Genomic DNA, 13,867 nt, shown 5'->3' on the forward strand with positions numbered 1-13,867 from the left:
TGATGGCTAGCGCACACTCCCTCCCCCCGTCGTCCCTGCGAAAGCAGGGACCCATACTCCGCGGCCCTTCCTTGGGCACACTTGGAGACGCTCGTCGCAACAACACCCGGTCGTGGTTATGGGTCCCGGCCTTCGCCGGGACGACGGCATAGTGTGAGGAGACACATGGTCACCTTCTACGGCAAATCCTTCCCCTCTCGCCTGCTGATCGGCACGGCGCTGTATCCGTCGCCTGCGATCATGCAGAACGCGATCCGCGCTTCCGGCGCCAGCATCGTCACGGTGTCGCTGCGGCGCGAGGCGGCGGGCGGCAAGACCGGCGATGCGTTCTGGGCGCTGATCCGCGAGCTCGGCGTCACCGTGCTGCCGAACACCGCGGGCTGCCGCAGCGTGCGCGAGGCGGTGACCACCGCGAAGCTGGCGCGCGAATTGTTCGGCACGCCCTGGATCAAGCTCGAGGTGATCGCCGACAACGACACGCTGCAGCCCGACGTCGTCGGCCTGGTCGAGGCCGCCACCATCCTGATCAAGGACGGCTTTGAAGTGTTCCCCTATTGCACCGAGGATTTCTCGGTCGCCTCGCGGCTGGTCGAGGCCGGCTGCAAGGTGGTGATGCCGTGGGCAGCTCCAATCGGCAGCGCCAAGGGCATCACCAACCGCGACGCGCTGAAGCTCTTGCGCGACCGCCTGCCCGACATCACGCTGGTGGTCGATGCAGGCCTCGGCGCGCCGTCGCATGCGGCCGAAGCGCTCGAGCTCGGCTATGACGCCGTGCTGCTCAACACCGCGGTGGCCAAAGCTGCCGATCCGGTTGCGATGGCCAATGCCTTCCGCCTCGGCGTCGAGGCCGGCCGCACCGCCTATGAAGCCGGGCTGATGGAAGCCCGCGACTTCGCCTCCCCCTCCACCCCTGTCGTTGGGACCCCGTTCTGGCATGCCGTATCCTGATCCGTTCTATCCCGTCGTCGACAGCATCAAGTGGGTCGAGCGACTGACCAAACTCGGCGTCGGCACCATCCAGCTGCGCGCCAAAGAACTCGACGATGCCGGGGCGCTGCAGATCGTCACAGACGCGCTGGCCGTGACCAACGGCACGGGCACAAAACTCGTCGTCAACGACTATTGGCGCGCGGCGATCGTCGCCGGCGCCGAGCATCTGCATCTCGGCCAGGAAGACCTTGCCGACGCTGACCTCTCTGAAATCCGCAAAGCAAAGCTCACGCTCGGCGTCTCCACCCATGACGACGCCGAGCTCGCCATCGCGCTCGCGGCAAAACCCGACTATGTCGCGCTCGGCCCGATCTTCTTCACGACGCTCAAGTCGATGCGGTTCGCGCCGCAGGGCATACCGAAGATCACCGAGTGGAAGAAGCGCATCGGCGCGATCCCCCTTGTCGCGATCGGCGGCATCAAGTTCGAGCACGCCGCCGAGATCTTCGCCGCCGGCGCAGATTCGATCGCCGTCGTCAGCGACGTCACCCAGAACGCCGACCCCGACGCGCGGGTGCGGCAATGGCTCGGCCTCAACGCGGAGGCCGCGTGATGCTGCCCATCGCACACTATACGCACCGTCACCCTGAGGTGGCCGCTTCTTCAGCGGCCCTCGAAGGGCGACGGCCCGGCTCGTCGACCCTTCGAGGCGCGCTGACGCGCGCACCTCAGGGTGACGAGAACAACGCTTTCCCAAGAGATTAAAACGGAGGATCCCATGAACATCCGCTCCAACCCCGACACCACGCTCCCCGCCGTCACCACCGGCTCGCTGCCCTCATCGCGAAAAATCTTTGCGACCCCGGAAGCCGCGCCCGACATCCGCGTGCCGCTGCGTGAGATCATCCTCTCCGAAGGCGCCGGCGAGCCGAACCTGCCGGTCTATGACACCTCGGGCCCCTACACCGATCCGGCCGTGACGATCGACGTCAACAGCGGCCTGCCGCGCAATCGCCTCGCCTGGGTCAGGGAGCGCGGAGGCGTCGAGGAATATCAGGGCCGCACCATCAAGCCGGAGGACAACGGCAATGTCGGCGCATCGCATGCCGCCAAGGCGTTCACCGCGCACCACACGCCGCTGCGCGGCCTCGACGGCCACATGATCACGCAGCTCGAATTCGCCCGCGCCGGCATCATCACCAAGGAGATGATCTACGTCGCCGAGCGCGAGAATCTCGGCCGCAAGCAGCAGCTCGAGCGCGCCGAGGCCGCACTCGCCGACGGCGAGAGTTTCGGCGCCTCGGTGCCGGCCTTCATCACCCCGGAATTCGTCCGCAGCGAGATCGCGCGCGGCCGCGCCATCATTCCGTCCAACATCAACCATGCCGAGCTCGAGCCGATGATCATCGGCCGCAACTTCCTGACCAAGATCAACGCCAATATCGGCAACTCGGCGGTGACCTCGTCGGTCGAGGAAGAGGTCGACAAGATGGTGTGGGCGATCCGCTGGGGCGCCGACACCGTGATGGACCTTTCGACCGGGCGCAACATCCACACCACCCGCGAATGGATCCTGCGCAACTCGCCGGTGCCGATCGGCACCGTTCCCATTTATCAGGCGCTGGAGAAGTGCGAAGGCGATCCCGTCAAGCTGACCTGGGAGCTCTACAAGGACACGCTGATCGAGCAGTGCGAACAGGGTGTCGACTATTTCACGATCCACGCCGGCGTGCGGCTGTCCTACATCCACCTGACCGCCAACCGCGTCACCGGCATCGTGTCGCGCGGCGGCTCGATCATGGCGAAGTGGTGCCTCGCGCATCACAAGGAGAGCTTCCTCTATACGCACTTCGACGAGATCTGTGACCTCATGCGCAAGTATGACGTCTCGTTCTCGCTCGGCGACGGCCTGCGCCCCGGCTCGATCGCGGACGCCAACGACCGCGCGCAGTTCGCTGAGCTGGAGACGCTCGGCGAGCTGACGAAGATCGCGTGGGACAAGGGCTGCCAGGTCATGATCGAGGGCCCCGGCCACGTGCCGATGCACAAGATCAAGATCAACATGGACAAGCAGCTCAAGGAATGCGGCGAGGCGCCGTTCTATACGTTGGGCCCGCTGACCACAGACATCGCGCCGGGCTATGACCACATCACATCCGGCATCGGCGCTGCGATGATCGGCTGGTTCGGCTGCGCGATGCTGTGCTACGTCACGCCGAAGGAGCATCTGGGTCTCCCCGACCGCAACGACGTCAAGGTCGGCGTCATCACCTACAAGATCGCAGCCCACGCGTCGGACCTCGCCAAGGGCCACCCCGCAGCCCAACTCCGTGACGACGCGCTCAGCCGCGCCCGTTTCGACTTCCGCTGGCAGGACCAGTTCAACCTCGGCCTCGACCCCGAGACCGCGAAGAACTTCCACGACGAGACCCTGCCGAAGGAAGCCCACAAGGTCGCGCATTTCTGCTCGATGTGCGGCCCGAAATTCTGCTCGATGAAGATCACCCAGGACGTCCGCGATTACGCCGCGACGCTCAACGACCCGACCGGCGTCGGAATGTCGACGAGCGGTACCATCGAGGACGGCATGGCGCAGATGAGCGCCAAGTTCAAGGAGATGGGCGAGAACCTGTATCTCGATGCGGACAAGGTGAAGGAGAGCAATCGGGTGTTGTGACCCTTCCGCTCGTCGTGCCTGAGTAGAAGCGCGAAGCGCATCCTTGCGGCATCCATCAAAAGTAAGAAGGCCGGGCTGAAGCCAGGCCTTTTTACTTCGAGGCGTGTTTTCTTAATGTGCGGATTGTACAGGGCCGGGCATGACACCAACCCGCTCAAGGCAGGCGTTCCGCAGAACCATTGACTTGGATCAATGAAAGATCCGCCATCTGATCGCTTGCTGTGCTGCTCAGGAGCGATGAGGCCGCGTCGGGCGTGTTATCTGCGGCAATTCTACGTCCGGTTCGCAGAGGGTCCAGCAATCCAATCTCCCCTTTAGTTGGAGAGTTTTATGAGAACCATTAATGCGGTGCTATTAGCAGCTCTCGTTGCGCAATCGGCTTCAACACAGGCTGCCGATCTGAACGGAGCCTGGACGATCGACGCCTCGGCCTGCGACCATGTATTCACCAAGGAGAACAACAAGCTCGCGTTCAGGAAAGACGCTGATTTCAACGCGGGCGGCCTGATCGTCCAGGGCAAGCAAATCACCGGCACGTTTCAAAAATGCACCGTCAAATCGTTGCATGATGACGGGAAGGATGTACGCGTGATCGCGTCATGCTCGGACGGTGTCGCGATTTCAGACGTGGCATTCGACGTGAAACTCTCCGGAGAGAACAAGATCACGCTCAGCTCCAAGGAGCCGGTGCCGGTGTCGACGCCGTATGTTCGCTGCCCGATGTGACGTCGGTCGCGACGGCTCGAGCAAGTAGGCCGGATCAGCAAGTCTCGTAGGGTGGGTTGGCCGAAGGCGTGACCCGCCCTACGATGCTGACGCGCCAACGGCCGCGGCCTGCACGCGTCCCCCCGCCCCCGCACCAAACTCAATCTCCCGATACCCCTCCGCCGCGACGCCATTGATGATCCCCAGGAACTTCGGCGTGCCGCCGTTGTAGACGAAGTAGCGCACGGTGCCCTCTTCGTGGCCGGGGACGTTGGAATTGTAGCCGGTGAACCACGACTTGGCTTTGCGCATCAGCATGATCTCGTACATCTTGGCGACATGCGCGGTCCATCGCTGCTGCGCCTCCAGCGTGGCGTCGGCGCGGGTCAGGCCGCGGTCCCACATGTACTGGAGGAGATTGGTGCACCAGTTGACGCCGTTCTCGATGCCGCGCGGGAAGTTCGTGGAAGCCGATGCGCTCTGCGGGCCGGTCGGCATCAAGAGGTTCGGGAAGCCGTGCACGAGCATGCCGAGGAAGGTCGACGGCGCCTGCTTCCATTTGTCGGCGAGCCGCTCGCCGCCGATGCCCCTGATATCGATCAGGTCATAGGCGCCGGTGATGGCATCGAAGCCGGTGGCGTAGACGATGATGTCGAACTCGTAGTCGCGCGCCGTGGTGCGCAGGCCTTTCTCGGTGACGCGGACCAACGGCGTCTCGGAGAGATCGACGAGTTGCACATTGTCGCGATTGTACGCCTCGAAATATTGGGTCTCCAGCGGCAGGCGCTGCACGCCGAAGCCGTGATCCCGCGGGATCAGCTTTTCGGCGACCTTGGGATCGTTGACGCGGCGACGGATGCGGTCCGCGATATATTCGGACAGTTCCGCATTGGCGGCCTCGTCCATGAAGATCTCGCGAAAGTTCGCGAGCCAGATGCCGAAGCCGGGCTCATCGTAGAGTCTGTCCCACAATGCCAGCCGCTCCTCACGGCTCACCTCGTAGAAGCCGCGCTTGTCGGGCCCGTGCACGAAGCTGCCGGGCGTCAGCGCGCAGGCGGCGAAGATCTCGTCATAGCGCGCGCGGATGTCGGCCATCTCCGCCTCCGAGATCGCGCTGTTGTTGAGCGGCGCGCTCCAGTTCGGCCGGCGCTGAAACACCGTGAGCTCACCGACCTTGTCGGCGATCTCGCCGATCACCTGAATGCCGGTCGCACCGGTGCCGATCACCGCGACTTTCTTGCCCGCGAGATCGACCGGCTCGTGCGGCCAGTAATAGGTATGGAACGAGCGGCCCTTGAAGTCCGCGATCCCCGGCACGCGCGGCATGGTCGGCGCGGAGAGCAGCCCGATCGCGAGCACCACGAAGCGGCAGGTCAGCTCGCGGCCGTCACCGAGCCTGAGCTGCCAGAGATCGCGCGTCTCGTCGAACTGCATGGTCTCGACCTTGCAGTTGAACTGCATGTGCTTGCGCAGGTCGAACTTGTCGGCGACGTAGTTGAGGTAGCGCAGATTCTCGGGCTGGCCGGAGAAGCGCTCCTTCCAGTGCCATTCGTCGAGCAGCTCGCGCGAGAACGAGAAGCCGTAGGTGTAGCTCTCGGAATCGAAGCGGCAGCCGGGATAGCGGTTCCAGTACCAGGTGCCGCCGAGATCGGGCGCGGCTTCCAGCACGGTGGCGTCGATGCCGAGATCGGCCAGCCGCTTGATCTGGTAGATGCCGGCGACGCCGGCGCCGACCACGATCACCTCGTAATGGGTTTTCGCCTCTCCCGTCATGTCCGCTCCCAAAATTCTTCTTGATCTGTTGGGTCAATTACAGACCCTTTTGCCTGATCAGGCAACCGCTCGCGAGCGGGCATAACTTGCGTTGAGGCGCTGCCTGCACCACATCGATCGTTGCAGTTCAACAAGCGGTAACCGGACGAGCAGCATGACCGACAATCTCACCGGCGTCTGGGACGGCAGCTATGTTCAGCCAGGCGGCATGGTCACGTTCCTGGCGACGCTGATCGACGCCGGCGGCGCGCTCGGCGGCAGCGTGACCGAACCTTGCATGGCGCCCGGCTGCCCGCTCAGCACACACAACGCCTCGCTGGCGGGGCAGCGCTCCGGCAGCGCGGTGTCGTTCGTCAAACGCTACGAGCCGCGAGGCTACGGCTATGACACGGTCCACTATGAAGGCGCGGTCAATGCCGACGCGACCGAGATCGACGGGCGCTGGAGCATCCGCGGCACGCCGTACTCGGGAACGTTCCTGATGGTGCGCGCGGCCGGGCCATCGCAGGCGTCGCGACCGAAGACGAGATCAAGGAGCCGGTGCGTTAGCGCAGCGCAGATGAGCGGGCACGCCTCAGCCCAACGACGCCAGTTCACGCGCGAGGTTGTCGCGGGCGCGGCGGTCATATGCCGCCGCGAAGCCGGCATCCGGAAAGATCACCGGGCGCGCCGCGAAGTGGCGAAGCACACGGGCGCGGCCGGCGCGATAATCGGCATCGCCGACATGGATGAACTCCTGCCGGACCGCCGCGGCATAGGCATCGTAGCGCGCAGGCTCCGCGCCGAGAATGCTGAGGTCGATCGAGATCAGGATCGCGCCGAGGCGATCGCCGGCCTGAACGTCGTGCGTCTTCGTCAACCGGATCAGGCGGCCGACCTCGTGGCTGATATCGGTGTGGACATGCCGTTCGGCGAGCTGCGCGCTGAGCTCTTCATTGTCCGGCCGGGTCGGATCGTAGACGACATCGTGCCACCAGATCGCTTCCGACAAGATCTCGCGTTCGGCCACTGAGAGGCCGTCGACACGCGCGAGCGCCGCGAGGCAGTCCTCGATATGCGCGAGGTTGTGATAGCGGCGGCCGGGTGCCGTGTAGGCGGCGACCAATTCTTCACGGTTCATCGCCGAATGATAGAATGACAGCGGCAGAAATGGTAGGCAGTAGCCCGGATGAGCGAAGCGACATCGGGGCTCGCAGTCACCCCGCATGTTGCTTTCGCTCATGCGGGCTACGCGTCTCTTCCATCATTCCACTACATGCACAACACCAAATTCCACCGCCTCCCCGACCAGCTCCGCGCCAATCTGCGCCTGGTGTTCGTCGGCACCGCGGCCAGCCCGCGCTCGGCCGCAGTCGGGCATTACTACGCGCATCCCGGCAATCGCTTCTGGCGCGCGCTGCATGAGGCCGGCATCACGCCGCGGCGCTATCGGCCGGACGAATTCGCAGCGCTGCTCGAACTCGGCATCGGCTTCACCGATCTCTCCAAGACCGGCGCCGGGATGGATCATGAGATCTCGCGGGACTCATTCGATTTGGTGGGATTCAGGGCGAAGATCGAGACGTTTCGGCCGAAGACGATCGCGTTCACCAGCAGGAAGGCGGCGAGCCTGTTTTACAACAGGCCGACCAGCGCGCTTGCGCTGGGGCGGCAGCCATCAACGAGCGACTTTCCTGACGTGTTCGTGCTGCCGTCGCCATCGGGCGCGGCGTCCGGACATTGGAGTTTGCAGCCGTGGCGCGAGCTCGCCGAGTGATCACGAAAACGTAGGGCGATCGTACCGCTTCATCGAGTTGCCGTTCCCTGCCCCGCAAGCGCAGGCCAATCGCATACGGCTACGGCCACGTGCCATCGCGCGGGGTGAGGCGCGCCTGCGCAATTTCCGAATAATAGAATAATGCCGCTGATTTGCCCGACATGTCAAGCCGTGTCGAACGCCGGGGCGCCGCCGGCTACTTTGCATGGGGTTGTTTTCCATGTTTTGGCGGTGCGCCCCTGCGGAGGCAGGCTTCTGCGATAGCCCTGCCCGCAAGCGGGAGAAGTGAAGAGAACCCGGCCTACTCCTTCAACGTGATCGCAAGCCCGCTGAGGTCGACATTGGCCATCAGTCCGATCTGCTTGCCGCTCAATTCGAGCACCGCGCCGTTCTGGTTGGTCAGGAGGATGCCGCGCACGCCGGCGCCGAGCGCAACGCCCATGCCCGCCGCGGCATAGACGCCGGCGATATCCTGGGCGCGGCGGATGTTGCGCACCCGCCCCTGCAACGTGGTCTGGGAGCCGCCGAACACGAGACCATAGTCCAGCCCGCCGGCGGTGAGCCCGTAGGTCTGGCCGTGGAAGGTCAGGACGCCCTTGCCGGCAGAGCCGCCGAAGATCCAGCCGCCCTTGAAGATGACGAGCGTCACCGCGCCCTCGTCGGCCAGTGCAGCGGACGATCCGGTGAGCAGCGCCAGTGCGAGCAGCACGGCGCGGGCGGCGGATGACAATCTCATGGGAGTTCTCCAGACGAAGTGAAGCGAATCGCGGCAATCCAATCGGGCGGCGGCACGTCGAAATGCCGGCAAAACACGCGGGATTGCGCTTGTTCCTGTTGTTGCGGAGTCTATCATCGCCCACGCAGCCACGCGACCATTGGCGCATGTGCGCCCACCGCTTTGCGCCATCGCTGAGGAGTTTGCGCAACAGGGACCTGCACCGATGCACGATTTCACCCCACTTTCCGGCCTCGCCGGCGGCGCGCTGATCGGGCTCGCCGCGGCGCTGCTGATGCTGCTGACCGGGCGGATCGCCGGCGTCACCGGCATCGTCGGCGGCCTGCTCCAGCCCGATACCGCCGACCGCACTTCCGACCACTCCTGGCGCATCGCGTTCATCGCCGGGCTGATCGCGGCGCCCCTGATTGCGGCGCTATTCGGCGCGCCGCTGCCGCGGCCTGCGATGAATGCGAGCCTCGTGGTGATCGCGATCGCGGGCCTTCTGGTCGGGTTCGGCACAAGGATGGGCAATGGCTGCACCTCGGGCCACGGCGTCTGCGGCTTCGCGCGGCTGTCCGGCCGCTCGATCGTGGCCACGTTCATCTTCATGACGGCGGCGGTCGTAACCGTTGCCATCGTCAGGCACGGGATCGGGGGTTAGCGATGCGCTTTCTCGCAAGCTTCCTCTGCGGCCTGATCTTCGGCGCGGGCCTTTTGATTTCGGGCATGACCGATCCGCGGAAGGTGCTCGGCTTCCTCGATCTGTTCGGCGCATGGGATGCGACGCTTGCCTTCGTGATGGCGGGTGCGGTTGCGGTCGCAGCATCAGGCTTTGCGATCGCGCGGCGGCGCACAGCGCCCGCCTTCTCGGCGCGCTTCCTCTGGCCGGACCGCAACGACATCGATGCGCCGCTCGTTGGTGGCGCAATCCTGTTCGGCATCGGCTGGGGCCTCGCCGGCATCTGCCCCGGCCCCGCGCTGGTCAATCTTGCCGGGCTTTCGCTGCCGATCGTGGTGTTCGTCGTCGCGATGCTGGCAGGCATGATCGGCCAGAATCTCTTCGGCAAGAATCTCTGGCGGCGGCGCACAATGGCGCCGCGCGGCGTCGACACCGCTTCCCTTCCCTCTCGCGCAGACGGGTGACCCATGACTGAGATCAAGCACTTCCCTCCTCCGCCCGGCGTCACAGCGCCGCCGCTCTCGTTCGGCGCCCGCGTCGGCGATCTCTTGTTCATCTCGGGCATTCCCGGATTCGACGCCAACCGCGAGCTGCCCGACGGCTTCGAGGCGCAGTTCGCCAACGTCGTCACCAATTTCCGGCGCGTGCTGACCGAGGCCGGCGCGACGATGCGCGATCTCGTCAAGGTCAACGTGCTGCTGACCCGCGCCAGCGACGTCGCGACAATGAACGTCCTCTATGCCGGCGCGTTCGGCCCTGCACCCTACCCCGCGCGCACCACCTGCGTCGTGGTGGCGCTGCCCAATCCGAAGATGCTGATCGAGATCGAGGGCGTGGCGTCAGTGAAGGGGTGATGGCTCTCTCCTGAGGGCCCGCTTCATCCACTCTGTCATTCCGGGGCGTGCGCAGCACGAACCCGGAATCCATCAAGCCGCAAGCTTCGCGGCGAAATGGATTCCGGGCTCTCCCTTCGCGAGCCCTCAGGTGCGCAATTGCGCACCGGGGAATGACGAATGGAGAAAGCGCACGCCTGCGACAAAACAAGCTGATCGAATTGAAGCCGTGCAGCACACTCGCCGTCGTCCTGGCGAAAGCCAGGACCCATTACCCCGCATCTCAATTGCTGCGCGACGCTGCGGCCGCATTGGCGTTCACAAGCGAATTCGGTGGTTATGGGTCCTGGCTTTCGCCAGGACGACGATGTGGAGAGACGCGGGCTGATATCCTGATCGCGCCGCGCTTCTTCAGTCAGCCCCTAAAACAACGACCCCTGCCCGTCATCCTCCCGCACGGCCGTCTTGCGCACTGCCGCCTTCTTCGGGGGCGGCGCGTCCTCTGCGGCGATCTCTTCCGCGCTCATCGGCAGCAGCAGTTGCGCGTCGTCGTTGGCGACGGCATTCACGCGCATCGTCACCTGGTGCCAGGCGAACTCCCCGACATCGGGTCCCTTCAACATCGGCATCACGTCGTCGACATCGTTGGGCAGGCAGTCGAGCCAGCGCGCGAATTGCTCGGGCCGGATCGTGACGGGCACGCGGTGATGCAGTTGCGCGAGGTCGGGGCTGGCGGGCGCGGTGACGATCGCGACCGTGTCCTGCTCCTCGCCGTTCGGTCCCATCCAGGTCTCGGCAAGCGCGGCGAAGGCGAGCGGATGGCCGTCGCGGCGATGGATGAAGAACGGCCGCTTGCGGCCGCCGGCATCCTGCCATTCGTAATAGCCGTCGGCCGGGATCAGCGCGCGGCGACGCTTGATCGCATTCTTGAAGGCCGGCTTCTCCCGCACCGTTTCGGAGCGGGCGTTGATGAGCAGCGAGAACGTGCGGGGATCCTTGACCCAGGACGGGATCAGGCCCCAGCGCATCAATTGAAAATGCCGGCCGCCATTTTGCAGCAGCACGACCGGGATCGGCTGCGTTGGCGCAACATTATACCGCGGCGGAAAATTCGGCTGCTCCATGTAGCCGAACATCTCTCGCAAGGCCGCCGGCGGCGAGGTAATGACAAAGCGTCCGCACATATCCTGTCCAGGGTGGTATCCGTTTATTCAGCCTTAACTTGGACCGTTAAAGACTGCGACCAATGACCTCAACGGCCGCCATAGCGGGCTCTTCCCCGCGACCGACGTACCCCGACGAGGCGCGGGCGGCGCTGTTGCGCGCCGCCAACATCAATCCCCGCACCGGGCTTGCCACCGACTACCTCAATCACTTCAACGAAGCCATCATGCTGCTGGAGATGGTGCCGGACCTGCCGGAATGCGCCGACGATTTCCTGGAATGGCAGCCCCTGTCCTATGCCGAGCATTTCACCGCGTCCAATTTCAAGGCACGCGATCTCGCGATCGAGTCCTATGAGACCGCGAACGCCGGTATCCGCGCCGAATTCGACCAGCTCACCGACAGCATGACCAGGATCCTGACCGAGGTCGGCTCCGCGATGCGGCAGTTGCAGCAGGACAAGAGCCGGGTCGCGCTCGCCGAGCAGGCCATCGTCTGGGTCAAGCCGCTGGTGATGCAGACCGCCGGTGTCATCAACGGCGCCGCAGAGGCCGATGTCGACGGCATCATGGCGGGCGCCTGATTTATCGGGCATGATGAAATCCCCATTTGACCATGATCTTTCCGGAAAACCGGGCTCCACTTTTCCGGATCATGCTCGTGAACCTGATTGTTGATCGCCTTGAGCTCTCCTGAACCTCCGATCCGCCCGCAGCTCGCCGTCTCCGGCGTGATTTTCCGCGACGGCAAGGTGCTGCTGGTGCGCCGCGCCCGCTCGCCGGGCAAGGGCTTCTATTCGCTGCCCGGCGGCCGGGTCGAGTTCGGCGAAACGCTGCACACCGCCCTGCACCGGGAGATCGACGAGGAGACCGGCCTGCGGGTCGAGATCCTGGGGCTCGCCGGCTGGCGCGAGGTGCTGCCGACCGGTCCCGGCACCGGGCACTATATGATCATGACGTTCGCGGCGCGCTGGGCCTCCCGCGAACCCGTGCTGAACGACGAGCACGACGATTTCAAATGGCTGGCCCCGGAGGAGATCGGCGACCTCAAGGTCACCGGCGGTCTCCATGAGGTCATTGCGGCCGCCCGGCGGCTGGTCTGAGGCCTGTTTGGAGCGGTATTGGAGCCTTGCCGCCTTGCCTCGGGCGCATTGAGGGGGCATACCACGGCGATTCCGGAACCCCTGATGATCAGAGCCTTTCTCGCCGTTGTGATCCTGATGTCGGCATGCCTCGCGACGCCCGCCCGGGCGCAGGACGCGGCTGCGCCGTTCGACGGCGACCTGCAGCGGCTCGCCGAGATCCTCGGCGCCCTGCACTATCTGCGCGGCATCTGCGGCTCCAACGAGGGCGCCAAATGGCGCAACGAGATGCAAGCGCTGATCGATGCCGAAACCCCCTCCGGCGACCGCCGCGCCCGCATGGTCGCCGGCTTCAACCGCGGCTACAACGGCTTCCAGCAGACCTACCGGACCTGCACCCCCGCAGCCTCCGTGGCGATCCGCCGCTACATCGAGGAAGGCTCGAAGATCTCGCGCGACCTGACGGCCCGCTATGCCAACTGACCGCGCGATCTTCTTCGACCTCGACGGCACCCTGACCGACCCGAAGCCCGGCATCACCGGCTCGATCCAGTATGCGCTGGGCAAGCTCGGCCGGCCGGTTCCGTCGCAGGACGAACTGACCTGGTGCATCGGCCCGCCGCTGCGGGCGAGCTTTGCGATGCTGCTCGGCGGCGAGGAACTCGCCGACCGCGCCGTCGAGCTCTACCGCGAGCGGTTCGGCGACGTCGGGCTGTTCGAGAACAGCGTCTATCCCGATATCGCGGACGTGCTGGCGGAGCTGCGGCAGGCGCCGGGGCGAATCTTCGTTGCGACCTCGAAGCCGCATGTGTTCGCGACGCGGATCGTCGCGCATTTCGGCCTCAGCCGGTATTTCGACCACGTGTTCGGCTCCGAGCTTGACGGAACCCGGGTCAACAAGGTCGACCTGCTGGCCTATGCGCTGGCGCAGACCGGGGCCGACCCGGGTAAGGCCCTGATGATCGGCGACCGCAGTCACGACGTTGTCGGAGCGAATCGCAACGGCATCCGCGCGATCGGCGTCACCTATGGCTATGGCACGCCGGAGGAACTGATCGAGGCCGGCGCCAGCCATCTGTGCGCCTCGCCGCGCGCCGTGCTGGACCATATCCACAGCCCATTTGGCTGATCGCGGCGGCGCTATCCGGAATTCCCCTTTAAATGCCGTGACGGCCGTTAACCTTTTCGAAAGATGTGGGCTAGGCGGTACCCGCATGCGTGATAAATCTCGCGCGTCGCAGTGGTTCGCTCCTCGGACCGCGCGCAGTCATTTTGCAGAGTTTCATGCGCCATCCAGCGTCCTTTCCCCATCACCAAGACCCCCGTCCCGATCACGAGCAGAAGCAGGCGGCGCTGGGCTACCTGAACGAGGCCTGGGCGGAAGCGCGTCACGACGGCGTCGATGGCGACTGCCTCGCGCAGGCGAGCCTGTTTGCGGCGCTCGCCGAGCTCGTCGGCACCTATGGCGAAGACGCGGTGGCGAAGTTCGCCGAGGGCCTCGCCGCGCGGGTGCGCAACGGCGAGTTCTCGCTGGCGCTCGCCAGACAGTAA

At 65.0% G+C, this 13,867-nt stretch carries 17 protein-coding genes; 14 read left to right on the forward strand and 3 right to left on the reverse strand.

The window, feature by feature from the left end; all coding sequences use genetic code 11:
* The first annotated feature begins 165 nt into the window (after positions 1–165).
* The 4 genes from H8B02_RS25720 to H8B02_RS25735 all read left to right on the forward strand — a co-directional run bounded on the left by H8B02_RS25720 (position 166) and on the right by H8B02_RS25735 (position 4,333).
* Positions 166–948 carry a thiazole synthase gene (locus H8B02_RS25720; protein WP_229168830.1) on the forward strand — a complete coding sequence of 261 codons (783 nt, stop codon included), beginning with the start codon at positions 166–168 and terminating at the stop codon, positions 946–948.
* Positions 935–1,543: a thiamine phosphate synthase gene (locus tag H8B02_RS25725; protein ID WP_229168831.1), complete on the forward strand. Its 609-nt coding sequence runs from the start codon at positions 935–937 to the stop codon at positions 1,541–1,543. The genes H8B02_RS25720 and H8B02_RS25725 overlap by 14 nt, the downstream gene beginning before the upstream one ends.
* Positions 1,544–1,708: 165 nt before the next feature.
* Positions 1,709–3,607, forward strand: a complete 1,899-nt coding sequence (thiC, locus tag H8B02_RS25730) for a phosphomethylpyrimidine synthase ThiC (protein ID WP_229168832.1) — start codon at positions 1,709–1,711, stop codon at positions 3,605–3,607.
* 330 nt (positions 3,608–3,937) lie between these two features.
* The gene (locus tag H8B02_RS25735) at positions 3,938–4,333 is read left to right on the forward strand and encodes a hypothetical protein (protein WP_229168833.1); all 396 of its coding nucleotides are present in this window, start codon (positions 3,938–3,940) and stop codon (positions 4,331–4,333) included.
* Positions 4,334–4,411: 78 nt separating this feature from the next.
* Here the strand turns inward: H8B02_RS25735 and H8B02_RS25740 are convergent, their stop codons facing one another.
* On the reverse strand, positions 4,412–6,085 hold the full coding sequence (locus H8B02_RS25740) for a flavin-containing monooxygenase (RefSeq protein ID WP_229168834.1): 1,674 nt from the start codon (positions 6,083–6,085) through the stop codon (positions 4,412–4,414).
* A 154-nt stretch (positions 6,086–6,239) separates the two neighbouring features.
* On the opposite strand from H8B02_RS25740, the gene H8B02_RS48630 reads away from it, so the two are divergent.
* Both H8B02_RS48630 and H8B02_RS25755 read left to right on the forward strand, forming a co-directional pair.
* Positions 6,240–7,097 carry a hypothetical protein gene (locus H8B02_RS48630; protein ID WP_312001215.1) on the forward strand — a complete coding sequence of 286 codons (858 nt, stop codon included), beginning with the start codon at positions 6,240–6,242 and terminating at the stop codon, positions 7,095–7,097.
* A gap of 243 nt (positions 7,098–7,340) precedes the next feature.
* Complete coding sequence (locus tag H8B02_RS25755; RefSeq protein WP_229168849.1) at positions 7,341–7,841, forward strand: mismatch-specific DNA-glycosylase; 501 nt, start codon at positions 7,341–7,343, stop codon at positions 7,839–7,841.
* Between the two features lie 301 nt (positions 7,842–8,142).
* On the opposite strand, the gene H8B02_RS25760 is transcribed toward H8B02_RS25755, so the two are convergent.
* Entirely contained in the window at positions 8,143–8,577 is a 435-nt protein-coding gene (locus H8B02_RS25760; RefSeq protein WP_229168837.1) for a hypothetical protein, read from the reverse strand.
* Positions 8,578–8,782: 205 nt separating this feature from the next.
* On the opposite strand from H8B02_RS25760, the gene H8B02_RS25765 reads away from it, so the two are divergent.
* From H8B02_RS25765 to H8B02_RS25775, 3 genes are read left to right on the forward strand one after another with little or no spacing between them, the layout of a single operon-like run.
* Entirely contained in the window at positions 8,783–9,220 is a 438-nt protein-coding gene (locus H8B02_RS25765; protein WP_229168838.1) for a YeeE/YedE family protein, read from the forward strand.
* Positions 9,221–9,222: 2 nt separating this feature from the next.
* Positions 9,223–9,702 carry a DUF6691 family protein gene (locus H8B02_RS25770; RefSeq protein WP_229168839.1) on the forward strand — a complete coding sequence of 160 codons (480 nt, stop codon included), beginning with the start codon at positions 9,223–9,225 and terminating at the stop codon, positions 9,700–9,702.
* 3 nt (positions 9,703–9,705) lie between these two features.
* On the forward strand, positions 9,706–10,092 hold the full coding sequence (locus H8B02_RS25775) for a RidA family protein (RefSeq protein WP_229168840.1): 387 nt from the start codon (positions 9,706–9,708) through the stop codon (positions 10,090–10,092).
* Between the two features lie 401 nt (positions 10,093–10,493).
* Here H8B02_RS25775 and H8B02_RS25780 read toward each other — a convergent pair whose 3' ends face one another.
* Positions 10,494–11,255: an SOS response-associated peptidase gene (locus tag H8B02_RS25780; RefSeq protein WP_229168841.1), complete on the reverse strand. Its 762-nt coding sequence runs from the start codon at positions 11,253–11,255 to the stop codon at positions 10,494–10,496.
* Positions 11,256–11,317: 62 nt separating this feature from the next.
* On the opposite strand from H8B02_RS25780, the gene H8B02_RS25785 reads away from it, so the two are divergent.
* From H8B02_RS25785 to H8B02_RS25805, 5 genes are all read left to right on the forward strand, one after another.
* A complete protein-coding gene (locus H8B02_RS25785) occupies positions 11,318–11,818 on the forward strand; it encodes a hypothetical protein (RefSeq protein WP_229168842.1) in 501 nt (166 codons plus the stop codon).
* A 99-nt stretch (positions 11,819–11,917) separates the two neighbouring features.
* On the forward strand, positions 11,918–12,337 hold the full coding sequence (locus H8B02_RS25790) for an NUDIX hydrolase (protein ID WP_229168850.1): 420 nt from the start codon (positions 11,918–11,920) through the stop codon (positions 12,335–12,337).
* Positions 12,338–12,421: 84 nt separating this feature from the next.
* The gene (locus tag H8B02_RS25795) at positions 12,422–12,799 is read left to right on the forward strand and encodes a TIGR02301 family protein (protein ID WP_050424352.1); all 378 of its coding nucleotides are present in this window, start codon (positions 12,422–12,424) and stop codon (positions 12,797–12,799) included.
* Positions 12,789–13,445: an HAD family hydrolase gene (locus H8B02_RS25800; RefSeq protein ID WP_229168843.1), complete on the forward strand. Its 657-nt coding sequence runs from the start codon at positions 12,789–12,791 to the stop codon at positions 13,443–13,445. Before H8B02_RS25795 ends, H8B02_RS25800 begins: the two co-directional genes overlap by 11 nt.
* 155 nt (positions 13,446–13,600) lie before the next feature.
* Complete coding sequence (locus H8B02_RS25805) at positions 13,601–13,867, forward strand: hypothetical protein (protein WP_028332620.1); 267 nt, start codon at positions 13,601–13,603, stop codon at positions 13,865–13,867.

This window comes from Bradyrhizobium altum (assembly GCF_020889705.1).
Taxonomy (GTDB): domain Bacteria; phylum Pseudomonadota; class Alphaproteobacteria; order Rhizobiales; family Xanthobacteraceae; genus Bradyrhizobium; species Bradyrhizobium altum.